This is a genomic window from Paenibacillus qinlingensis (assembly GCF_013204845.1).
Classification (GTDB): Bacteria; Bacillota; Bacilli; order Paenibacillales; family NBRC-103111; genus Paenibacillus_E; species Paenibacillus_E qinlingensis.
The window spans coordinates 419,394-443,485 of sequence record NZ_JABMKY010000002.1; the positions used below are offsets into that span (position 1 = coordinate 419,394).

General features: G+C 44.6%; 20 protein-coding genes. 4 read left to right on the forward strand and 16 right to left on the reverse strand.

What is annotated here, in order from left to right:
- Positions 1-515 precede the first annotated feature (515 nt).
- Together HQN88_RS05275 and HQN88_RS05280 are read right to left on the reverse strand one after the other, a co-directional pair.
- Entirely contained in the window at positions 516-1,796 is a 1,281-nt protein-coding gene (locus tag HQN88_RS05275; protein WP_173109184.1) for an L-cysteine desulfidase family protein, read from the reverse strand.
- A gap of 145 nt (positions 1,797-1,941) precedes the next feature.
- Complete coding sequence (locus tag HQN88_RS05280; protein WP_173109185.1) at positions 1,942-2,250, reverse strand: hypothetical protein; 309 nt, start codon at positions 2,248-2,250, stop codon at positions 1,942-1,944.
- Positions 2,251-2,411: 161 nt separating this feature from the next.
- On the opposite strand from HQN88_RS05280, the gene HQN88_RS05285 reads away from it, so the two are divergent.
- Positions 2,412-3,548 (forward strand): stalk domain-containing protein, encoded by a 1,137-nt coding sequence (locus HQN88_RS05285; RefSeq protein WP_173109186.1) that lies wholly within the window; start codon positions 2,412-2,414, stop codon positions 3,546-3,548.
- Between the two features lie 141 nt (positions 3,549-3,689).
- Here HQN88_RS05285 and HQN88_RS05290 read toward each other — a convergent pair whose 3' ends face one another.
- The 4 genes from HQN88_RS05290 to HQN88_RS05305 form a co-directional block, all read right to left on the reverse strand.
- Positions 3,690-4,235 (reverse strand): VanZ family protein, encoded by a 546-nt coding sequence (locus tag HQN88_RS05290; protein ID WP_246320051.1) that lies wholly within the window; start codon positions 4,233-4,235, stop codon positions 3,690-3,692.
- A 42-nt stretch (positions 4,236-4,277) separates the two neighbouring features.
- The gene (locus HQN88_RS05295; protein ID WP_173109187.1) at positions 4,278-5,147 is read right to left on the reverse strand and encodes a M15 family metallopeptidase; all 870 of its coding nucleotides are present in this window, start codon (positions 5,145-5,147) and stop codon (positions 4,278-4,280) included.
- Between the two features lie 94 nt (positions 5,148-5,241).
- The gene (locus tag HQN88_RS05300; RefSeq protein WP_173109188.1) at positions 5,242-6,330 is read right to left on the reverse strand and encodes a HAMP domain-containing sensor histidine kinase; all 1,089 of its coding nucleotides are present in this window, start codon (positions 6,328-6,330) and stop codon (positions 5,242-5,244) included.
- The gene (locus HQN88_RS05305) at positions 6,323-7,018 is read right to left on the reverse strand and encodes a response regulator transcription factor (protein ID WP_173109189.1); all 696 of its coding nucleotides are present in this window, start codon (positions 7,016-7,018) and stop codon (positions 6,323-6,325) included. Before HQN88_RS05305 ends, HQN88_RS05300 begins: the two co-directional genes overlap by 8 nt.
- A 173-nt stretch (positions 7,019-7,191) precedes the next feature.
- Here HQN88_RS05305 and HQN88_RS05310 point away from each other — a divergent pair, with 173 nt between their 5' ends.
- Together HQN88_RS05310 and HQN88_RS05315 are read left to right on the forward strand one after the other, a co-directional pair.
- Complete coding sequence (locus tag HQN88_RS05310) at positions 7,192-8,385, forward strand: MFS transporter (RefSeq protein ID WP_420794201.1); 1,194 nt, start codon at positions 7,192-7,194, stop codon at positions 8,383-8,385.
- A gap of 94 nt (positions 8,386-8,479) precedes the next feature.
- Complete coding sequence (locus HQN88_RS05315) at positions 8,480-9,580, forward strand: GerAB/ArcD/ProY family transporter (protein ID WP_173109191.1); 1,101 nt, start codon at positions 8,480-8,482, stop codon at positions 9,578-9,580.
- A gap of 3 nt (positions 9,581-9,583) precedes the next feature.
- On the opposite strand, the gene HQN88_RS05320 is transcribed toward HQN88_RS05315, so the two are convergent.
- The 6 genes from HQN88_RS05320 to HQN88_RS38035 all read right to left on the reverse strand — a co-directional run bounded on the left by HQN88_RS05320 (position 9,584) and on the right by HQN88_RS38035 (position 16,670).
- Positions 9,584-9,814 carry a hypothetical protein gene (locus tag HQN88_RS05320; RefSeq protein WP_173109192.1) on the reverse strand — a complete coding sequence of 77 codons (231 nt, stop codon included), beginning with the start codon at positions 9,812-9,814 and terminating at the stop codon, positions 9,584-9,586.
- A 10-nt stretch (positions 9,815-9,824) separates the two neighbouring features.
- On the reverse strand, positions 9,825-10,973 hold the full coding sequence (locus HQN88_RS05325) for a Ger(x)C family spore germination protein (RefSeq protein WP_173109193.1): 1,149 nt from the start codon (positions 10,971-10,973) through the stop codon (positions 9,825-9,827).
- Positions 10,970-12,478 carry a spore germination protein gene (locus HQN88_RS05330; RefSeq protein WP_173109194.1) on the reverse strand — a complete coding sequence of 503 codons (1,509 nt, stop codon included), beginning with the start codon at positions 12,476-12,478 and terminating at the stop codon, positions 10,970-10,972. The genes HQN88_RS05325 and HQN88_RS05330 overlap by 4 nt, the downstream gene beginning before the upstream one ends.
- A 178-nt stretch (positions 12,479-12,656) precedes the next feature.
- Positions 12,657-13,418 carry an SDR family oxidoreductase gene (locus HQN88_RS05335; protein ID WP_173109195.1) on the reverse strand — a complete coding sequence of 254 codons (762 nt, stop codon included), beginning with the start codon at positions 13,416-13,418 and terminating at the stop codon, positions 12,657-12,659.
- A 597-nt stretch (positions 13,419-14,015) separates the two neighbouring features.
- Positions 14,016-14,789, reverse strand: a complete 774-nt coding sequence (locus HQN88_RS05340; protein ID WP_173109196.1) for an SDR family NAD(P)-dependent oxidoreductase — start codon at positions 14,787-14,789, stop codon at positions 14,016-14,018.
- 228 nt (positions 14,790-15,017) lie between these two features.
- Entirely contained in the window at positions 15,018-16,670 is a 1,653-nt protein-coding gene (locus HQN88_RS38035; protein ID WP_173109197.1) for a hypothetical protein, read from the reverse strand.
- Between the two features lie 209 nt (positions 16,671-16,879).
- Here HQN88_RS38035 and HQN88_RS05350 point away from each other — a divergent pair, with 209 nt between their 5' ends.
- Positions 16,880-17,914 (forward strand): YheC/YheD family endospore coat-associated protein, encoded by a 1,035-nt coding sequence (locus HQN88_RS05350; protein ID WP_173109198.1) that lies wholly within the window; start codon positions 16,880-16,882, stop codon positions 17,912-17,914.
- A 53-nt stretch (positions 17,915-17,967) separates the two neighbouring features.
- On the opposite strand, the gene nasC is transcribed toward HQN88_RS05350, so the two are convergent.
- The 4 genes from nasC to nirD form a co-directional block, all read right to left on the reverse strand.
- Entirely contained in the window at positions 17,968-20,103 is a 2,136-nt protein-coding gene (gene nasC, locus HQN88_RS05355; RefSeq protein WP_246320052.1) for an assimilatory nitrate reductase catalytic subunit NasC, read from the reverse strand.
- A 4-nt stretch (positions 20,104-20,107) separates the two neighbouring features.
- Positions 20,108-22,492 carry a nitrite reductase large subunit NirB gene (nirB, locus tag HQN88_RS05360; protein WP_173109199.1) on the reverse strand — a complete coding sequence of 795 codons (2,385 nt, stop codon included), beginning with the start codon at positions 22,490-22,492 and terminating at the stop codon, positions 20,108-20,110.
- Between the two features lie 63 nt (positions 22,493-22,555).
- Positions 22,556-23,734: an MFS transporter gene (locus HQN88_RS05365; protein WP_173109200.1), complete on the reverse strand. Its 1,179-nt coding sequence runs from the start codon at positions 23,732-23,734 to the stop codon at positions 22,556-22,558.
- A gap of 19 nt (positions 23,735-23,753) precedes the next feature.
- On the reverse strand, positions 23,754-24,089 hold the full coding sequence (gene nirD / locus HQN88_RS05370; RefSeq protein WP_173109201.1) for a nitrite reductase small subunit NirD: 336 nt from the start codon (positions 24,087-24,089) through the stop codon (positions 23,754-23,756).
- Positions 24,090-24,092 lie beyond the last annotated feature (3 nt).

Below are 24,092 nucleotides of genomic sequence, written 5' to 3' on the forward strand. Positions count from 1 at the left end.
TTAATCCTTGTTACTCCTTTCCCATCCGCTGAAGTCATCTCATCTCTCAAACCGCGTAGCAACGGATATCGCTTGGCATCCAGAGTTTGAGAAGAATCTTTTACTGCTTGCAGGGTTGTTCCTACTTGATTGCGAGATGTGGGTTTGGGTTCGGGTTCGGGTTCGGGTTCGGGTTCGGGGTCAGGTTTACAGTTACACGATAGTGAATTAATGGAAATAGTACAGTTAAATTCGCAATTCTCTCCCCCAGAATTGAGATAAATGGATATTATGCATCTATTTTCCCACTTTCTCTGAGGAACTGGCGAATACTCAAAAAATAACTACATTTTTTCCATCTAATCACATTTTCCACCCGCAAATCGTAACATTAGCTGTAGATTTTCCAGTTAAACATAATTAGGAGCATTTTCATCTGCTGTACTTCTAACTTGCACAGAACCAGAGGAAGTATTGCTTCCTCCACACATATAAATACAATAAAAAAATCCGCCTCTCGGCGGATCGTAAACCAGCTATATGTTTTTATTCAACATCATTTCAAGGACGAGCTTATCGATCTCTGAAGTAGCTTCATTCCCGATCCGACAGAAGTTGTCGATCGTTTTCTCAGCGTCATTTTCGATAAAACCATTCGTCGAGGATATGGTCATCCCCTTCGAAGCGAGAAGGGCAGATTGGACCGCCGCACTAGTACAAGTGGCCACTTTCATCGCACAACCGCCTTTGGCGCCATCGCACATCATCCCTGTGACATTGCCGAGCATATTTTGAATGGCGGCTTTAATTTCGTTCTTCCCTCCGCCTAACAGGTAGGTAATACCACAGCTTGCACCCGTTCCCGATACCGTGACACCGCATAAAGCGGACAATCGACCGAATTTGGACTTTATGTGAATCGTCACTAAGTGACTTAAAGCCACTGCACGAATCAGTTGTTCCTCTGAGGAGCCAAGCTTCTCTGCTGCCGCAATAACCGGATTGGTCGCAGCAATACCTTGATTCCCGCTGCCCGAATTCGCCATTACAGGCATGCTTGATCCCGCCATCCGACCATCTGACCCCGCGGAAGCAAGCGCCATCGCATGAGAGATGAGATCATCGGACAAAATGCCTTTTTTCACATTTTCTTTGATCGTCTTCCCGACTTGGAGACCATAGTCATTCGCTAATCCGTCTAATCCAGCTTTACGGTTCAATTCAATGCTTTGCTTGACCAATTGGAGCTCGGATAGATCTACTGTATTTACGAATGCTACAATGCCATCGACAGTAAGCTCTTCACGTTCCTCTTTAGAACTCTTGAAACTCGCGTTGGCACAGCCTCCTGATTCAACGACCTTGCCATCTACCTCAACTAATGTGATATTCGTGTGGTTATCCGTGATGACAACCTTTGCATAACTATGCGCTGTGTTAACGATGACCTCAATATATAACTTTCTGGTTGTATCAGATAGATGAACCACCGATAAGCCTTGTTCTACCATGCCCTGCGCCATAACAACGTCACTAGGCTGAATATCAGCAAGTACTTCTAATTGTTTGTCCGCATTCCCTGCAATAGCTCCCAAAGCCGCGACAAAATCAATCCCGGTTATATTCGTACCTGGAATCCCAACGGCCAATGCATTCTTGATGATCCCAGCGCTAGCATGAACGGTTACTTTCTCAATAGGACCTTTGATATAGCTTCGTGCCTTCGCGGCAGCTAAGGCGATCGCAACGGGCTCTGTGCAGCCAAGCGCGACAACAAGTTCCGTTTTTAATATGTGAATGAATGTATGTGTATGCAAAGATGAACCCTCCTCGACACCCGAGAATCACGAATTTGCTCGAATGCTAATCTAGAATACTATATCTGCATCGCCTAGTTCAACTACTACTATATAGGAAAAGTATGTGGAGAGTATGTTGAATCTATTTGAAAACATCACGAAATTACCCTTCGGCCACGTCTGCTCCTAATTCACTTGCAACTTCTAACATCCTCGGGATAACAGCTTCATTCGTTCCTGAGACATAAATATCCCCCTGATAATGTCGAAAAGGAATCCTGATCTCACCATAACTCCACATGAAGAAATCCCCCTCGATCGACATGCTGGTAGCGCCAGTCACTGTATATACGGATGTATAAGTGAAATCCGGTTGTGTGGAGAAGTATTGTTTACACGCTTCCAATGAAATGGTTGGTTCCATTCCTTCCTGTTGTTGAAAAGCTCTCGTAATGCGATAGCGTTGACTCATTGTGCGACCTCCGTGATTGTGTAATTTGATCTCATAGATAAACGTACTACAGAACTTCCTTTCGTCACTCTGGACACAAATCCCACTATGACCTACGAACATTCTAATGATAGGACAATTTGAGAAGAATGCCAACTAGAGACAATGGAGTGTGGTAAGAAGTGGGTAAATGGAAATCAGGAACAATTGGCTTCGTATGTGGTGCCTTGTTTTTCTCAGGGCTTTCCTACGCTGCGACCGATCCAATCGGTATAGACGTTTATTTCAGAAAGCTGCAGTATTATTTCGATGGCGAGATGAAGCAACCTCCACCAGATCTTCAAGGTTTCATTTACAAAAATACAACCTATGTACCTCTTCGATTTCTAACGGAATCATTGGGAAAACCCGTGGGTTGGGATGATACGACAAGCTCTATATTTGTTGGGGACAAGCCCCAGCAGACATCTTCTGGCACCGGAGCACTGCAAGTATTTCCAACGAATAATCCTTGGAATACAGACATCTCTGCGTTGCCTATTCATCAGAATTCAAAGAAGTATATCGAATCTATTGGTTTTAATACCAGCGTGCATGCTGATTTCGGTACGGAATGGCAAGGAGCTCCCATTGGGATTCCCTATATCATCGTAAACGGCGATCAACCGAAAGTAAACGTAACGTTTACAGATTACGGCGATGAAAGCGACTCAGGCCCTTACCCAATTCCAGCGAATGCGCCAATTGAAGGCGGATCAAACAGCGAAGGCGATCGTCATGTCATTGTTGTCGATAAAGACAATGCTATGCTGTATGAACTGTTCAATGCACATAACACGGCTGACGGATGGCAAGCCTCGAACGGAGCGAAGTGGAATTTGAACTCCAATGCGCTTCGTACGAAATATTGGACATCCGCTGACGCGGCAGGCTTGCCAATCTTCCCAGGTCTTGTACGTTATGAGGAAGCCAGTACTGGTGAAATCAACCATGCGCTACGATTTACAGTACGGAAGACGCAACGCGGCTTCATCGCTCCTGCTACTCATTTTGCCTCCAATAGCACCGATCCTAATCTTCCACCTATGGGGCTTCGACTCAGGTTGCGTGACAATTTCGATATGTCCAGTTATTCAGCAACGAATCAAGTGATTTTGCGTGCCCTGAAAAAATACGGCATGATTGTTGCTGACAATGGCAGTGATCTCTATGTGAGTGGAGCGCCTAACCCGAAATGGGACGATGATGACTTGCACAATCTGGGTAAACTCAAAGGCAGCGATTTCGAGGTTGTAGATACAGGTCCAATTGAAAAATAGTGCGACTAGGTTACTGATTTCTCACATCATAGTACCATATTCCAGATAAGATCAGCCATTGCCCTCCTAGTAAATACAAATAGGCTATCCTCAAGTAGATTGCTTTACTTGTTGGACGGCCTATTCTTGTTTATCATCACCTTAGGTTATGTTTCCTTCCTTTGATAACGTCATATGTTGAGATTCAATCATACGTAAAATACTAGTTTTACATTTCATCGACAGCCTAAAAACAGAATACCCGATTATACCACCCAACCCATTTAAAATGAGATCATCCACATCAAAACTCCCCATGGAAAGTACAAGTTGTAAACTTTCCAAACATAAACTCAACCCTACTGAGCGTATGAGCGCACCAAACAGTGACATTTTCTTTTGCCGCGACATCAGAATTAGAAACATGCCATACGGCATGAATACCGCGATATTCCCAAACAAATTTACGAGATCATGTTGAGATAAGCTATGAATATTATTCGATATCGTAAGGAAAGGCTTGAAGTTCGCAAATGATAAACGATTTTGGATATGCTCAGGATTCTCTATATTCCGCTGAAGTTGACGCCATAGAAATGGCAAATCAATGGAACTGAATTTAAAGAGAATGACCTTGAACAGGACATACATATAAAAGGCGAATAGCGCCGACAGCAGCATCTCATTCCATGCTTTCATGGGTTTCATACTGTAAATTCACTCTCCTCTGATAATTAGTTTAGTTGCTCCTCATGGAAGCACAGTTACGATGATCCCATCCATGTTGTTGCCCGATAAATGAAAGGAACGACTGCTAGGTACTTGAATCGTACTATTCTGGGTGATTGGATAATATGAAATCTCATAGATTTTCCCTTTTACCTTCGTTGTAATGTTCTTTTGTTGTTTCAAATACGCCAAATATTCTTCTAAGGACAAGTTCATCTGCTGCATGATTATACTGTGTGGTAAACCAACGTAGCGAAAGTGCCAAGGTTCGTATTGAATGCCCGTGATGGCTGTCTTGTCCTTGGGATATCGTAAAATAAACCCATATTCTGCAGCATTTCGAATCATCCATTCGCCCTCTGGCGCCTGATTCATGTCCGCTTGTGTTGACCCAATATCAAGAGCTAATCCTAAGTTATGTTCACTATGACCTGCAGGTAAGGCATAATTAGATCCCATATCTTTGTACAATTGACTTTGTTCTTTATTATCTCGGTAGCCACTGTTAATCAGGAAGTGACGAACACCGTCTTTTTCAGCAGCGCTGATCATTGTAGTAAAAGCTTCAACAACGCGTTGTGATAACCGAATCGTGTTATCTAATAGGCCAAATCCTTTAACTAGCTCTTTATGCTGAAAAAGATTAAGAATATCGGTCTGCATGCCTATTTGATGTACCGGATAATCTTGATTAATTAATACGAGATATCCTTGATATATCTGATCTTTCATCACTTTAATTGTTGTAAGATCCTTCGCAGAGGAAGTCATTGCATAAGTGCTATTTTCTACCTGCGATTGGTCAACCCTTTTACCATCTGCTGAATGTTGCTGTATAGCCTCATATGCTAACAGTACGACTATAACACACCAAAAAACCCACTTCTTCATGTCTCGTTTCCCTCCTAAACCTTGCTTGCATTTAGAATAAAGAAAACTGTTTAAATTAGAAGTGGGACAAATATAAAATTTTTCTTAAATTGTATCAGGACAGTGGCAATCTGACCTCAAAAAGCGTACGAATCACGTTACTTTGGACTGTAATCGTCCCTTTGTGTTGCTCTACGATATTCTTCGCAATGAATAAGCCGAGTCCCGTGCTCCCGCCCTGATGAGTCCGAGCTTGGTCGCCTGTATAAAACATATCAAAGAGATGAGGAAGTTCATCTGGGGGTATACAATTGCCATAGTTGATGACTTGAACAACCACTTCTTCCCCATCTCGATGACCGTTAATATCCACAAATTGACCATCTTTCCCATACCGATTGGCATTCGTCAATAGATTTTCAAATACACGTGCAAGCAGCTCTCCATCTGCTGAAATTTCCAAATATGGAGTAACATCCAACCTGCTTATCAACTTGCTTTTTTCAAAAACGGGATACAATTCCTCATTAAGTTGAATGAGCAGCTCGCTTAGATCAATTTGCTTCTTTTCAATGGACAACATACCATATTTCATTCGCGTAATTTCAAACAATTCATCTATGAGCTTCTCTAAGCGTCGCGATTTGTTAAAAGCAATGGTCGTATAATGGATCATTTGTTCCCTCGATAACTGCTCGTCCTGAAGAATAAAATCCAAATAACCAATGACCGAAGTGAGCGGCGTGCGCAGATCATGAGCTAAGTTCAAAACGAGCTGATCCTTACTGTTTTCTGCAAAATCGCCACGTTCAACTGCTTGTCGTAATTTCTCACTCGCCATATTAATATCTTCAGCGATATCCTTGAATTCGTCATTCGCATCAATATGAATGCGGCTATGAAAGTCCCCGTTAGCAAGTCGATGAATTCCCGTGGAGATCTCGTTAAAATAGGTGGCATAGCGCTTTGTTAGGAAGAAGAAACACAAAATAGATAGCGGTACAAACACCATCAAGAAAAAGTTTAAGTCCCCAATTGTGTTAACAAAATGACGTAATTTAGCTACAGGATCTTCCCGTCGTACGCCTGAGTAATACAGCTTCAATACACGATAAAGGATGAAGGTAAAAGTGCCGGACAACAGCATGCTGAGTCCTAATAAACCGATCATTTTGGATCGAAAACTGCGTAATAGATTAGCCATTGAATGTATATCCCACGCCCCATACTGTTTTGATTAATTTGTTTTTATTGCTATCTTCACCGAGTTTTTTGCGCAGTGTGCGAATATGTACCATGACTGTGTTACCACTTTCATAGTAGGCTTCCCCCCATACATGTCCAAAAATATGTTCGGCACTGAACACTTTCTTTGGGTGACTCGCTAAAAGGTAAAGAATATCAAATTCTTTCGGTGTAAGCTCGACTTTTTCTCCATAGAGAAGAACGGACCTTTGATCCGCATCGATCGTCACGCCTCCCACGTCCAACACAGGGCTGCTCGCTGCTGCCGGCTGGCTCAATTGAATAGACCGCCGCAGCTGAGCATTCACCCGAGCGACTAACTCCATAGGGTTGAACGGTTTCGTCATATAATCGACGGCCCCCATAACTAACCCCGTAATTTTATCCAAATCAGAGGATTTGGCACTCAGAAATATGATCGGTAAGGGATACCGCTCACGTATTTGACGCGTCACTTCATAGCCATCCATCTTCGGCATCATAATATCCAGAATCGCCAGGTCAATGGCGTGAGATTCAATGGCTTGAATCGCTTCTTTTCCATCGGAAACTTTAATCAGGTGATAGCCTTCTTTTTCTAAATGTAACGCAACCAAATCAGCGATCTCCGCCTCATCATCTGCGATTAATATCGTCGTTCGTTTCATCCTTATCGCGCTCCTCATAAATCTTGTCCTGCTCTCGCTTACAATTCATTCCTATTATAACCGATTCAAACAAAAACAGCTTATATGCGGTACCGTATCTTCTAGGCGTGAAATGGAAAATATATACGAATTGATACTGGTTAACTCGATTCGTACATAAGGAGGATGCTTTTATCAGGAAAATAAGCGACAATAAAGATCCCAAACTTGTCTTTCGTCACGTTTTTTTGGCTGCTGGGTTTGGCTGGTTATTTGATGCCATGGATGTCGGTTTGTTATCTTTTATCCTTGTTGCACTTCGCAAAGAGTGGGCGCTCACGGCCCAAGAGGCGGGGCTTCTCGGTTCGGTCAATCTGATTGGCATGACGATCGGAGCAGCACTTGGCGGATACCTCGCGGATAAGATCGGGCGTCGTCCAGTGTTTTTAATGACCTTAGTATGTTTTGGTGTTTTCAGTTTTGGCAGCGCGTTTGCAAGCGGATTAGGGAGTATGCTCATCCTTCGTTTCTTGATGGGGCTCGGGCTCGGCGCTGAGCTTCCTGTCGCTTCTACACTTGTTAATGAGTTCGCGCCACCCGATAAAAAAGGGCGAATTGTTGTATTGCTGGAGAGTTTCTGGGCTGCAGGCTGGATACTAGCGGCTATCCTCGCTTACTTTGTGATTCCTCCATTCGGATGGCGAACAGCTGTAATGATTGGTGCAATCCCTGTTTTGTTTGCTTTCTGGGTCCGGCGAGCGGTCCCGGAGTCTCCACAGTTCGGTAATCATCGTGGAAGGCCGATTAAATTAAGTGAGTTATTCACCACTTATAAAAGGGAGACTATTGCGCTTTGGGCAGTCTGGTTCGCTATTGCATTTTCCTATTACGGGATGTTTCTTTGGCTGCCTTCCATTTTGGTCGAGAAAGGTTTCTCGATGATTCAAAGTTTTCGTTATGTGCTTCTGATGACACTAGCACAACTACCTGGTTATTTTACAGCGGCTTACTTCGTGGAGAAATGGGGGCGTAAGCCGACTTTATCCGTTTTTCTTGTTCTTTCCGGGGGGATGTCATTGGGTTTTGGGTTAAGTAACAGCATTTCCATGCTCCTATTAACCGGCTCGTTATTGTCCTTTTTTAATTTAGGTGCTTGGGGAGCACTATACGCATACACACCTGAAAATTATCCGACAGAAATCAGAGCAGTTGGAACAGGCTTTGCCGCCAGCTTCGGCAGGATAGGTAGTGTGATTGCCCCCTTTTTAGTAGGCGCAATGGTACAAAAGGACATTGGCCACACTTGGATATTTGGCATGTTTACGGTCGTTATTATAATAGGTACAGGGATGCTTCTTCTATTCGGCAAAGAAACCAAGGTACGATGAGTCCAGACACTCCTGCTCAGATGGCTTCTTAAACTGCATACAAGATGTAATGGAGGGAATACTTGGAGAGAATCTGCTGAGAAGGAGAACGTGAATGGAGTCGACTGAAAAAATATCGGGACATCAGTTATGTTTATTAGTTTTTTCCTTTATAGCACCCACACTCATTCTTGTTGTCCCTTCTCTCATGGAGAAAATATCTCGTCAAGATGCGTGGATGACGATTTTTCCTTCTTATTTGATCGGAGCCCTTCAAGTATGGATCATGATCGTTTTAGCGAAACGGTTTCCAGGTCAAACAATCATCCAATACAGTTCTCAGATTTTAGGTAAATTCCTCGGAAAATTACTAGGTTGTTATTTGCTATATTACTGGATTAATTTTGATTTCATTATTCTCAACCAACATATACAGTTCATCAACAGCATTTTTCTCATGAGAACGCCATCGGTCGTTGTTAGTCTAACGTTGGCCATTTTATGCGCAATTGCCGTCTATATGGGCATTGAATCTATCGCAAGGTGTAATGAATATCTATCCTTACTTATCTTTGTTTTACTGATTCCACTCTTGCTGCTTATGCTAGCAGTATCGGATCCCCAATTACTCCGTCCCATGTTAAGTAAAGGGGTTCTCCCCGTTCTCCAAGCGTCTATTTTCCCTATTGCTTACTTGGGTCAATTCATGATTTTAGGCTGGTTCTTTCCATTCTTGAGTCAACCGAAGAAAGCAGCCAAAGCTTCGTTTATCTCATTGTCCATTATTTCTGGTCTTTTCTGCATCACAATTTTACCTCTTATCATGATCTTCGGTCCGTTAACGAGAAAATTGGCTTTTCCAGTATTGAGCGTTATTCAGTATATTGGTATTAAAGGAAGCTTTGAGCGCTTAGAAGCAGTTGCGGTAGCGATTTGGGTTATGGGTTGCTTTGTAAAAGTATCCCTTACCTTCTTTATTATTTGTCTAACGATTGCCCATCTTTTTGAATTAAAAAGTTATCGGACCTTTATCGTACCCGTCATGTTGTTATCTGTGATTGGATCCGTTTTCGTATTCGAAAATTATTCCACCGATTTGAACAGTTATCTTAGAAATACATACCCGAGTTTCGCTTTTTCTACCCATTTATTAATACCACTTGCGCTTCTTCTGATTGATACGATAAAGAGGCACTGGAAGAAGTCAGTGCCTTAAGTGTCATTGCTGTAAGATGATTTTTCCGAAGTGCTCAAACATAAGTCTGGCTAGAACCGTTGAGCTTGGAACATGAATATGGGCAATGACCAAAGAGCCCAGAATTGCACAAACACCCATCAAACAACTATAGATGACGGCCTCTTTAGGCTGTTTTTTATTGAAATAATACCGAGTTTTATAGAAGGACCAACTCAACATTACAATAACATAAACTGCGATCTGTACAATCATCCTGAATCTCCTATTCTCGTAATTCGAAGGTTGAATGTATCATCCCCGCTCCGTGTACTCTCAAGTTAACTTCAATCGATATGTCTACCTCAGGAAACCGCATATCCCATTGATCTTTCAACCTGCTCCACTCATCAGGGTAATTCTTATATATTTCTTGACCAAAACCCACGCTATCTACTTTAAACTCTTTTTGAATTTTAAAAATAAATTCTTGTACTTGCTTTTTGGCTGCATCTTCCAAGGCTTTTTGGATGAGTTGAAAATTAGCCGGTTCGTTAATATCCAATGCCGTATTGTTCTCAAGTAAACTTCCTTGACCATCTAATTGAATCTTAAATTGAACAGAATCTTGTTGAATCTGTGTAATAATTTTACGGTCAACATGGTTTAGTATCATGCCCACTTGCCCATTTCCTTTCGGTAATTTAGCCGTGAGGTAACCAAACCTCAGCTTGCCAGTCACCCACATCTGGCCTAATGTTTCTTTTTCATCAAGTATTCCGGAAAGTTTGAGATCTTTAAACACAGCTGTACCCGCGACCCTGAAAATTTGCTTTTCCGGGTCATTAGAGCGGAGTTCGGGCTCAACAACCCCTACAACGGGATTAGCCCCTTCACTTCCATATAAAATATAAAAATCGCGCAAGGTGACAGCTACATCTTCTCCCGAAACTTCCATTCCCCTTACTGCTTCAATAGGAACTGGCTTTAAAGGAGATTTTAACTGCAAAATACTCCTCGCTTCTCCCCCTTTTACAACCATTAGATAAGTTTTCAAGCGATTCCTAGGGTCATGAGTAAAAATATCCAGCGCATTGTCAATGCCGTGTTTAGCCAACTTTTCACTCAGAAACACAACGCTGCGATGAGAGTAAAACAAATGGCGTGAGCTTTTCTTTTGGAGTTTTTGATGAATCTCATTTCCATTCTCCCCTTCAACAGCTATAACGTATGATTTGCTGCTCTCCCCACCACTCTTTCCTCCTTCCGTAGATGAAGGTATGGCGATTTGAAGGGTACATAAAATATGTCCATCGTCTGTCAGATCTAAGGCAGTTCCCATAACAAAGGCAAGATCATTAATTTCTGTCCGATCCCAACACCCGCTAAGAAGGACGCATACGACAAGATGAATGACAAATTTTAATGATCTCATTTGCTCCCCCACGAACGTTTCGCCCAAATGGGAATCCGAATCAGAACATCCTTTAATGCAGCAACCTTGAACGGAGCAATTGGCGAGAAATATAGAACCCCGAATGATCGTAAAGAGGTCACGTGCAACATGATGCCGAGAAATCCTAGAACAATCCCATATAGGCCTAAACTTCCAGCTAAAAACAACATAGGGAACCGGAGTAATCGAATGCCATTAGCAAAGCTGTATCGCGGAATCGTAAAAGCAGCAATGCCTGTGATAGATACAATAATAACTACGGGAGCAGATATTAACCCAGCTTGAACGGCAGATTGACCGATGACTAAGCCACCAACGATACTTATGGTTGGTCCGATCTGTTTCGGCAGACGAATTCCTGCTTCTCGCAAGGCTTCGAATATGATTTCCATTAATAAGGCTTCAATCATCGCCGGAAAGGGAACCGCTTCCCTTGAGGCAGCAATACTCAGCACAAGATTTGTGGGTATCATCTCTTGATGGAAGGTCGTTATCGCTACATACAGAGGTGGAGCAAATATAGCAAAATGGATAAACAGCAATCGGATCCACCGAAAAAAAGTAGCGACTGGCCATCGAACATAGTAATCTTCACTTGCCTGAAGTCCTGTCCAGAAAGTCATCGGAACAATAAGGACAAATGGCGACGTGTCTACAAGAATAGCTACTTTACCTTCAAGCAATTCAGCAGCCACAACATCTGGACGTTCCGTGTTATGAACTTGGGGAAATGGTGAATACGGTTGATCCTCAATACACTCTTCGATATACGCAGAATCGAGTACGCCGTCCAATTTAATTGGCTTTAATCGTGCTCTAACTTCTTCAACTATAGAGTCCAACGCGATACCTTTTAGGTAGGTAATCGCAATTTTAGTTTGGGTATGTTCCCCTAGAATTAAATACTCAACTTTTAATTTTGGAGTTTTGAGTCGGGACCGTATCAAACTAATGTTTGTAGAAATCTTTTCGATGAAACCGTCCCTTGGACCGCGAATGACTGGCTCGGATGACGCTTCCTCAATACTTCTCTTGGATGAAGCGGGAAGGCAAACCATCATGACATTGCTTGTGCCTGCCATTAGTATTGCGGCATGTCCCTCTAGGACGTTATGAATGGCATCCGAAACTTTGGTAGAGCTCGTTGTGTTTCCTATGGAGATTAACTCGTCTTCTAGATCTCCTGGTTCCGTCGGAACCTGATCCCTTGTTACACTAATTAGCATGGGTTTAATGACATGCTCTTCAAGCATATTCGTATCAATCAAGTTATCAATATAAACAATAAGCCATTGCTTTTTTTGGTTAATTTCTACCTTACGGTATACAAGATCGGAACAATCCTGAAAAACCTCTTTTAATATCTTTTCGTTGTGCTCTATATCGGTTGAAAACTCATTATCATTGTTTTCGTTCAGGCTAATGGTTTTCATTTTATCAAGATTTCCGGTTATTTTGACTTTTCCTCTTTTAAACCATCTCATGAAAGATCCTCCTGATTGCTACAATCACTGTTATTCTCCCAAAAAAAGTAACATAAATGACAAGAACATTATCCCATTCCGGTTTAACTTCTTGGGAAATATAAAAAAGCCGTCCTGTAGTTTCACAGGGCGGCTTGAAAATGATGATGGATACAACGTGCATATCTGTTTTCCTTAATTATTTCTGCGTGACAGCGCGATTGAGCCAATCATGAAAGTGTGTCGTTGTGATTCGTGCGCTGCTGTCAGTAGGAACGAGAGATTGATCATTCACTTCTACTGAACCGAAGTAGAGTGCATTCTCATCTGTGATCACCTGACGTGCATCTTGATTGGCAGCCAAGAATTGTCGAACAAGTTCGTCCAGGGCAATTTGATCTGGACCTGCTACGTCCACAATGCCATTCACTGGTGCACCAAGGGCGAAATCAACCAACACAGCCGCGATATCATCCGAAACAATCGGCTGTGTAAGAGCGGAAGGTAACCGTACGGTATCCCCTTCCGTAGCCACATAGGCGATGCTGCCAATGAATTCAAAGAACTGCGTTGCGCGGACAATTGTATAAGGGATCGGGGATGCCTTGATTAGCTCTTCTTGCGCCATTTTAGCCCGGAAATATCCACTTTGGAGAAGACGTTCGGTACCAACGACTGATAATGCAACGTGATGACGCACACCCGCTACGGCTTCAGCAGCAAGAAGGTTCTTATTCGACGTCACGAAAAATGCCATAACTGCCTCGTCTTCAAACGAAGGGGAATTCGTCACATCAACGACTACCTCTGCACCATGTAGTGCATCAGCAAGCCCTTCACCAGTGATCGTATTGACGCCTAAAGAAGGTGATGCCGGGACTACCTCATACCCAAGCTCACGAAGGTTATTTACAAGTTTGGATCCAATTAGTCCACTTCCACCAATAACTACAATTTTCATCTGAATTCCTCCTAGTTTATAGCCCTTATTTATGGGCTAGGGATGTCTAATCTAAGTACCTCTTTTTTGGTTGACATGTATAAGACAATTGGCGTCTTCGAAGTGTGACAAATATGTATTGGTTATTTTCACCACATTGTTATACTTGAACGTTCAAAAACTAGGCAGGAGATTCGTTGGATGCTCGGGACGCGGACAAGGGACTTCGCGGCTCCGACGGTAGGTTTGGAGGAGGGCGTGAAAAAGCAAATTTGTATGAAATGAATTTATACAGTTAAATAAGAGAAATTACCTCAGGATTTGGATTTAACTGTAAAACATGTAGTTGAAACTGCCGTTTTTGTTCAAATCGAATAAAATGGTCAAAATTAACTACAGGTTCTCCATCTGTTTCTTCGAAAAACTCAATATTTACCTGCATAAAATCCATCTATTTATCAGACGTACCGCATCCCATGCGCCTCCCGACGCGCGCTGCTCGGTCACACGTCGACTGTCAAGCCTCGTGTTCAAAAAGCCGTTGATTCGTTGATTCTGTTTAACCTGATCATATGAAAAAGGAGCTGCTAGGAAGCAAGCCCCTCATTGTTAACTATACTAGTCTTGACGGTAAATAGGCGCTCCAAATGGTGATGAACGCGCTCCCCCATCTACCGTAATTTCTGCTCCTTGCACAAATGAAGAGTCATCAGAAGCAAGAAACAAGGCAACATTGGCAATTTCCTCTGGATCCCCCATACGATTAAGAGGGATTGTTCGTGCTTGTGTGGCTTCCAGTTTAGCGGTTTCTTCCGGAGTCGTCTTTTTCCAAATGGATGTGCGTGTTGCACCTGGTACCACCGTATTTACACGGATACCTCGTGGCGACAGTTCGGAAACGAAAACCCTCGCCATAGAACTGATCGCCCCTTTACTCGCCGCATATGCAGATCTTCCCGGGGCACCGTCAGTTGCACGCGTTGAGCCCGTCAAGATAACGGATGCTCCTTCCTTCAAATGAGGCAAAGCAGCTTGTACCGTAAAAAAGACCCCGGTTATATTCACTTGAAGTACTTCTTCGAAAACCGAAAGTTCAGTTCCTCCCAAAGGTGTTGGAGATGCAATTCCGGCATTCGCGTAAACTATGTCCAGACTGCCGAAGGTTGTGATTGTTTTGGCGACTGCTTTTTCCATACTTCCCGGATCAACAGCGTCCGCTTGAATTGCAAGAACGTTTGCGCCAAGTTCCTCAGCTACTGCGTTTAATGTCGTTTGATTGCGACCTGTAATCACAACCTTCGCACCTTCTGCAATAAATAGTTTTGTAGTTGTCAATCCGATTCCACTACTGCCACCTGTAATTAGAGCAACTTTACCATCTAGTTTTCCCATATTCCTTCTCCTTTTATATACGTTACAAGCAACATCAAGCCAACGATTATACTCCCCAATTCACTCGTATCTATAACCTATCCAATCTTCCTAAGATTTCTATATGTTTTGTTCTTTTACAGTGTTCATTAACCGTTTTGATAAAACTAAAAAAAGCTGCACACGGCAGCTTTTTGGGGGAGTTCATAAGTCTAATAGAATCTAACATGATTTGCGATAAGTTTGTTATTAATTAGGAGTGTAAGAAAGAGTGGCGCTAAATGAGAGTTGGGTAATATCAGCTGCAGAGGGATTAGACGCTACATTCGTTCTTATACGAATACCAATACGATCTCCAACTACAACATTTAATGTTCCTAGATTAATATTAGTTGCAGTATAGAAAGTACCAGCAATAACCGTATTGCCAGGCCCTCCAAAAGTAAGCGAACTAGTCAGCGGAGTTGTCAAGTAAAGTGAAGAAAGATGACTACTCCCATTATTAGGTGCTGAAGGTGCTCTGAAAACTGTAAAATCATAAATAAGAGGTGTCACATTTATAGAAGCCACTGAAGCAACCAACAGATCTGCGCTTATTTGCAAGTTTCGAACGATTCCATTAAAGGGAATTGGGAAAGCAAAACCACCTGCTTCTGGCGGCATCGTTGATTCTCCAGAACCATTAATAACTTCAACTGTTCGATTACCAAAACCCATTAAAATTGGTGCAGCCGATACGACTGTAGCACCACTTAGGATGATACCCGTTGAAAATGGAATTAATCCTCCAGTACCCGCTGGGCCTGTTGCTCCCGTTGCGCCTGCAGCTCCCGCTATTCCCGTTGCTCCCGTTGGGCCTGCCGCTCCCGCTGTTCCCGCTGTTCCCGCTGTTCCCGTTGCTCCCGTTGGGCCTGCTGCTCCCGCTGTTCCTGTTGCTCCCGTTGCGCCTGCAGCGCCTGCAGCTCCTGCCGTTCCCGTTGCTCCCGTTGGGCCTGCTGCACCCGCTGTTCCCGCTGTTCCCGTTGGACCTGCAGCTCCCGCTGTTCCCGTTGCTCCCGTTGGACCTGCAGCTCCCGCTGTTCCCGTTGCTCCTGTTGGACCTGCAGCTCCCGCTGTTCCTGTTGCTCCCGTTGGGCCTTCCGGTCCTTCTGGTCCCGGTGGACCACCCGCAGGGCCTGTTGCTCCCGTTGCGCCGGTTGGACCAGCTGCACCTGCTGTGCCGGTTGCTCCGGTTAGGCCCGTCGCTCCCGCTGTTCCCGTTGCTCCCGTTGGTCCTTCCGGTCCTTCTGGTCCTGGTGGACCACCCGCAGGGCCTGTTGCTCCCGTTGCTCCTACACCTGTAGCTCCTGTAGCCCCTGTCGCTCCTACTGTTCCCGTTGCTCCTACACCTGTAGCTCCTGTAGCCCCTGTCGCTCCTACTGTTCCCGTTGCTCCTACACCTGTAGCTCCTGTAGCCCCTGTCGCCCCTACTGTTCCCGTTGCTCCTACACCTGTAGCTCCTGTAGCCCCTGTCGCTCCTACTGTTCCCGTTGCTCCTGTAGTTCCTGTCGCTCCCCTTGCTCCCGGCGTTCCTTCTGGCCCCTCTGGTCCTTCTGGTCCTTCTGGTCCTTCTGGTCCTTGATGACCTCTTGGTCCTTCTGCACCTTGGTGACCTCGTGGTCCAGCAGGTCCTTCCGGTCCTTTGTGACCTCGCGGCCCTTCTGGACCTTCTTGCCCTTTGTGACCTCGTGGCCCTTCTGGCCCCGTAGCTCCAGTAGCTCCCTTTTCTCCCTTTGCTCCCGCTGCTCCACTAGGTCCTGTTGCTCCCACAGCTCCTTCAGCCCCGGATGTCCCCGTAGGTCCTTGGGGCCCCCGTGGTCCTTCTGGCCCTGGAGGCCCTGGGGGGCAATTACATTTCCCCATACTAATCTCATCTCCCTATTTTCAAACGTATTTCATCATATTAAATGCCCAAATAGATAGACACAGTAAATGCCTACCACATGAATCAATGTGGTAAATAAAGCCAAATATTTAGCGAAATTCAGATCATTTAAGTCTTTGACCCATACCAAAACGACCTTGCTAGCATTAATTACTAAAGATGGTTCGATGGCTAGGGAGTGATAAGTATGGACAAGCGCCCATTTATAGGCATTATGGTAACTACTAGGAAAAGTAGGAGAAGAATTTTGGCACTTTGCCAACATTATCAAAATCAAAACCAAAGACTTTACGCTTTCACTCCAGCAGATATACGTTGGAAAAAGCAACGAATTATTGGGCTTAGCCTTAAAAATGGCAAAGTAACACAACGTTTGTACCCTTTTCCAAAAGCCGTCTATAACCGTTGTTACAACAAAACATCTATCACCATTCAACGTCTTGAGAAAATAATAGGTACCGATAAGTGTTTCAATACGATCAATCAATTCAATAAATGGGAGCTCTACAACCAGTTACAACAATCAAGTCTTTCATCTTATGTACCCAAGACACTTCAATACAATGAAGTGAATATAACAGAACAACTAGAGATAAATAATCTTCTATTTATAAAGCCGATTTATGGGTCAAAAGGCGCATCTGTCTATCGAATTGAACGGCTGGAGAATGAAGATATTCACATTTCCTTACACAGTTTAGCACCAAGCGTTATTTGCAGGAAAAATGAAAGTATTCAAGAAAAATTAGATGAACTTTTCCAGAATAAGAATTTCCTTGTCCAACAAGGGATTCAAATGAGTCCACTCAATCGTCAATATTTTGACATCCGGGTCCTTGTTCAAAAGGGGAAAGTTGGTCAATGGATGATTTCCAACATCACGTGTAGAGTTGCATACGAACGTTACTTTAACACAAGCATGTGTGAACGAGTTTATGATACAGCAGAAATTCTCCAACAACTATATACGTCTGAAAAAGCAACTGAAATCCTACAGTCTCTGAATGAGGTAAGTGTTAAAGCCGCTCAAGAAGCAGAGACTCTTATGGGAACCCTAGGTGAATTGAGTGTGGATTTTGTCATGGACAAACACAGTAAATTATGGATTATTGAACTTAATGGAAAGCCTCAAAAAAATATATACGAGGATCTTAAAGGATTTAAGAAAAAGGATTTGTATCGTAGACCAATGGAATATGCTTATTATCTTACTCAAACATAAATAAACCGAACTCACCGCTGAAAGAGATCGATGAGTTCGGTTTATTCATTTTATTATACATATTCCGATACTAATGGACTTACCTGCACGGCACACACTTTAAACCCAGGCATTTTGCAGGTTGGATCGAGCGCATCATTCGTCAATTTATTGACGTTCTGAGTATCGCCCCAATGCATAGGCACGAACACAGTATCTTCGCGAATAGCATCACTATAGCGACTACGCACGTAAATTTCACCGCGTTTGGACGCCAACTTCACTAGTGTAGCATCTTCGATGTGGTGTTTTTTCGCCGTTCTGGGATGGATCTCCATGAAAGACTCCACATCTCGCGCGGCTAACGATGGACTTTTACGCGTTTGCACACCCGTTAGATAATGCACGAGAACCCGGCCAGTGGTCAAATACAGTGGGAATTCCGCACTGGTCTGCTCCTTGGGCAAATGGTTCTCCACGGTTGTGAGAATCGCTCTACCCGCTGGGAGCGGAAAGGAAGATTCGAATAAGCGTTTGGCACCTGGATGTGATTCTTCCGGACAAGGCCAATAGACACCTTCTTCCTTCCGCAATCGCTCATAGGTAATGCCATAGTAGTCTGCCGTCCCACCGCGACTTGCTAATCGAAGCTCGTTAAAGATATCTTCCACCTGTCCAAATGGAAAGTAATGACCTCTCCCTAGCTTCTCGGCTAGCTCACTAAGGACCTGCCAATCATGTTTAGCTTCACCAGGTGCAGGACGGCCAGCTTCCCTCAGAAGCACGCGTCCCTCTAGGTTAGTCAAAGTCCCGGCATTCTCTAAATAGGCCGTTACTGGTAAAATTAGATCAGCTAGCTGTGCTGTTTCTGAGATTAGGAAGTCCACAACGACAAGGAAATCGAGTTTCTTCAATCCTTCTTCAACGAAGTTAGCGTTCGGGTTGGATACGAGAGGATTCGAACCCATTACGAATAACGCACGGATCTCCTGCTCATGGACCTTCTCCATCATTTCGTAGGCGGAAACACCTTTACCTGGCAGCTCGCTCGGATCGATGCCCCACACGTTCGCAACATAGGCGCGATCTTCTGGATTTTCTATCAGTCGGTAGCCTGGGAGCTGATCTGCTTTTTGACCATGCTCCCTTCCCCCCTGTCCGTTCCCTTGGCCTGTGACAGCCCCATAGCCGCAGCCAGGCTTGCCGATTTTACCAGTAAGAAGCACGAGATTCAGGAAGTTTCGAACTGCCATATGGCCATCCGTTTGCTGCTCCACGCCTCTTGCTGTAAACACCATGCCCGTCTGCGATTTGCCATAACTCAATGCGGCCTTACGAATCAACTGAGACGGCACTCCGGTTAAGTGGACGATCTCTTCCATATCAAGCGAATCGAGATGAGCCTTCAATTCCAGAAAGCCAGTAGTCCGATTAGCTACGAACTCTTCATCCAAGCAACCCTCTTCAAGCAGAACTTTGAGCATCCCATTAGCCAAAGTCGCATCCATGCCAGGCTTCACACGTAAATGAATATCAGAGATAAGCGTAGTACCTGTTTCACGCGGATCAATGGTTATGATGATGGCACCTTTTTCTTTCGCTCTTGTAAAATAAGGCATCAACGTCGGTTGACACTCCGCTATGTTCGTTCCCGCCAGGATGATACACTCGGCTAATTCAATGTCCGAGAGTTGATTCGTTAACCCTCGGTCAATCCCGAACACTTTAACACCAGCAGAAGCCGCGGCTGACATACAAAATCTGCCGTTATAATCAATGTACTTGGTTTGCAGCGCAACACGGGCGAATTTCCCTAATAAATAAGCGGATTCATTCGTGAGTGATCCACCGCCGTATACCCCCACCGTATGGTTGCCATACGCTTCACGGAGGTTGCTAAATTGATTTACGATTAGCTCGTAAGCATCATCCCAAGAAATTTGCTCGAAACGACCATTCCGCTTCAACATAGGATGGAGCAGTCTTTCCCCAGTTAGCACATGCTGATATGCGTTCATTCCTTTGATGCAAAGACGTCCTTCAGACGCTTGATTTGGCTTTGGCACAACAGAATAAACGGACCGTCCATCCGAGGCGCTGCGATCTTCAATGACTTGCATTTTGCACTGCACGCTGCAAAACGGGCACTGCGTATCCATCACATGTAAAGAATCAGAAACGACTTGTTCTTGCTGTGTAAATAGACTCATAAGCTCACCTTGCCAATGCAGCTGTCCGCTGCGAATTTAGTTGCTGTTGTTTTTCCATCAACTTGCTCTCTATCTGCCATCTATGAATGAGCTCCATGCGTTCCGTAAGATTGAATAGTCGTTCACGAAGCAGCGTAATCCCTTTACGCTCAACCCATTGTCCCGTCGTTTCACCGAAATTCGCTTCTTCACGGTACCATTGAAAAAATGCGATTGCAAGATCTAACACGGTTTCCTCGTTGGATTCCATGCAGAACAACTCAGCTTGTCGAAGCTTTGTACCTGCGCTGCCTCCAACGTAGATCTCCCAGCCGCCTGGGACACCTACAAGTCCTAAATCCTTAGTAAGCGTGCCGGCTCGGTGCAAAGGACTTGCAGAAACCGCAACAGTAACCCCTGTTGGCATTTGCATGCCATCCAATCGAAGTTCAAGCCCAATGCCCATGTTGATGGAATCTTGAAGTCCACTTCGATCGTAATCTTTTCCTGCACATGTTGCAACCGATGTGATGATCCTACCGTAAGATGGAGCTGTCGAGGTCCGGTGGCCTAGCTCAGCACCGATGGCATTGACTTGCTCTTCAGCAATACCGAGGAGATCCAGATGTGCCCCTCCGGTTAGCTTCACTAACGGGATGTGATATTTATCGATCACATCAGCAAGTAGCCTTAATTGCTCGGCGTTCGTGACGCCGCCATACATGCGCGGCGTGATGCCGTACGTGCCATCGGCGAGCAAGCTCGCAGCTGAATCCAGCGCCATGGATTCAGTACCCACTTTATCGGCAGCAGCACCACGTGCCTGGCCGAGATAGTACTGCACAGCAGGACGGCATATCGCGCATCCGTCCGCATTGCTCCAACCTAGCGCATGCCTAGCTTCATGCGCGGTCTCAAATCTAGCGCTGCGCACAGCGTCGCGCAGCTCGTCATGACTGTGCGATGTGCATCCGCAAACCGTTTCTTTCGCCGCCGCCGGCGCATCCTGGCTCTGCAGCGCCAGCTGCAGCATCGCCGAAACGAGCGGCTTGCAGCCACCGCAGGTGCTCGATGCTCGCGTGCATGCGCGAACATCCTCGATAGTCGCGCATCCGTTGTCACGTACCGCATCGAGGATGCCGCCCTTGGTTACACCGTTGCAAGAGCACACGGTTGCCGTTAGTGCCAATGAAGCCGCATAGGCTTCATCTGCTCCGCCGCCTACTGCTGAAGCTTCTTCCAGCACGGACACATCCGCTTGTTGCTTAATATAGCCAAGCAATTTATTGCCCTCACTGCTGTCTCCGTAGAGAACGGCTCCAACGATTTTGTTATCACGTACAGCGATTTTCTTATACGTGTTTTTGACCCCATCTATCACTTTCAATGACGTTGTAATTTCGGAATCACGAATTTCCCCTGCCGAAAACACTTCTACACCTGAAACTTTTAATTGGGAATACAGAATTGACCCTTGGTAACCTTCGGTTTTCATCCCGCATATTTGCTTAGCCAGTACTTTACCCTGCTCATAGAGAGGGGCTACCAGACCATAGACCATATTGCGATGCTCCGCACATTCCCCGACTGCATACACACCTGGCACATTCGTTTCCATATAATCATTCACCATAATAGCGCGATTCGTCTCTATGCCACTGTCTGCCGCAAGCTTAATATTCGGGCGTACACCGACAGCAATAACGATTAAATCTGCCTCCACTTTACTCCCATCTTTAAATAGAAGCCCTTCTACTCGTTTCTTACCAAGAATTTTCTCGGTCTGCTTCTCGAGTAGAAATTTCATCCCTTGCTTCTCTAGCTCTCTGCGCAGCATCCCTGCTGAAGTCGGACTCAACTGGCGCTCCATCAAATGATGGTATATGTGGACGACATGAACATCCATCCCCAAATTAAGCAAGCCCCGAGCTGCTTCTAGACCAAGCAGACCACCGCCGATAACAACAGCCTTCTTATATTTTTTGGATGTTTCTACCATTTTATTGCAATCTTTAATATCACGGAATGCTGTCACACCCGGTTTATCTGCGCCAGGCAGCGGAAGCATGAATGGTAACGAACCCGTGGCAAGAATCAATTGATCATAATCAACAGTCCGTCCTTTTTCACTCACGACTCTTCGTTTGGCCGTATCTATACTAATTACGGGATCCCCAGCGTAAAGTGTAATTCCTTTATCTTGATACCATTGCCAATCATTAATGGTAATATCATTCACCGTTGTACTTCCTTGAAGCACTTTTGACAACATAATCCGATTATAATTGGGATGCGGTTCACTACCGAAAATTGTGATTTCGAATCGATCTGGCGCAAGTGCGAGAATTTCTTCCACACAGCGAACGCCAGCCATTCCGTTTCCTATTAAAACAAGTTTTTGTTTCCCCATAGCCTAATGACCTCCACATTCCCATGCTGAAGTGCTCGTGTTCCTATCCCTAGATAAGCTGTACTACGATGCCAATGTACGTTGTTTGTTCAACACCATGCGTCTCGTTGCAAGATTCATCCAAAGACAAGCGCACGCGAATACCATAAGAAAGACAAATCCTAACGTATACGCACCTGATACATCTTTCACAATCCCTAGTACGATTGGTGGGAAAAATCCGCCTAATCCACCTGCTGCACCAACAATTCCGGTAACAGCACCCGTATTACCCGAAGAAACTTCGGGAACCATTTTGAACACGGCACCATTCCCAATACCAAGCAAGGTAGCCGCAACTAGACAACAAATACTAAAAGAAGTAAATTGATGCAGTGATGCTGATAATGCAATCGAAGTTATAATCATACCTGTAAACACCACGACAAGTACACTGCGTGATCCCATACGATCAGCCATATAGCCGCCTAGAGGACGGATGAGCGTTGCAATGACGACAAATCCTGCCGTTTTCAACCCTGCATCTGTGGCAGATAAATGAAACAGATCCTTGAGGAATGTTGGCAAATAGGCACCAAATGCGACGAACCCACCGAAGGTTAGGAAATAAAAAAACGATAAATACCAGGTTGATTGATCCTTTAGGACAACCATCGATTGTTTGAATGTCTTCTTTTGAGGGGGAGATGGTAAATCCTTCGTTCCAATCCAAAAGATTGCCGTCACCAGCACGATCATAATTGCGAGGCTCCAGAACACCCATTGGAATCCGTATTGGTTAAAGACGAAGGGCAATGAAAAGCTCGCAGCCGCACCGCCTAAATTACCTAGGCCAGCTAAACCGAGTACCAATCCTTGTCGTTCAGGAGGAAACCACCTAGAAACGTAAGTAAGGGAAATGGCAAAGGTCGTCCCCGCCATCCCTATAAAAAGTGCACAAAGGAGCAACATCCAGTAAGAGTGCACAAATCCCGTAAGCAGAAGTGGAATCGTCAGAAAGAGCATGGTAATAGCGAATACACGTTTTCCACCGAAACGATCTGTATATATCCCCATTGGGATTCGCATGATGGAGCCGAGCAGCACAGGCGTTGCGATCAACAAACTTTTTTGTATCGTACTTAACTGAAATAATTCTTGAATTTGTCCAGCAATCGGTGAAAAAACGCCCCAGATCACAAAGGATGCCATCATGGCTAACGTGGATAATCCTAAAGCAACTGCTGATCCATTATGTCGCATGATTCGGTACTCCCCTTTGCTAAGATGCCAAGATACTTTCTTCTGAAATATGCAAATACATCTGTCCGCTTGCCTCTTCAATCTCAACCTCGAATTTGGCCACACAGCCATCATCCGGTGCCTGAACAAGTCCGTTGTGTAAATCGATCTTCCAATCATGTAGTGGACAAAATACATGATGGTCACAAACAATCCCCTCGGAAAGCTTACCCGCTTTGTGCGGGCAGCGATTTTCAATAGCTTTGATGACTCCGTCTGAAAGTTTGAACACAGCAATTTCTAAGTCACCAATACGTACAACACGTGATCTTTTTACTGCAATTTCTGAAATATGGCCAATGTGTACCCTTTTCATATG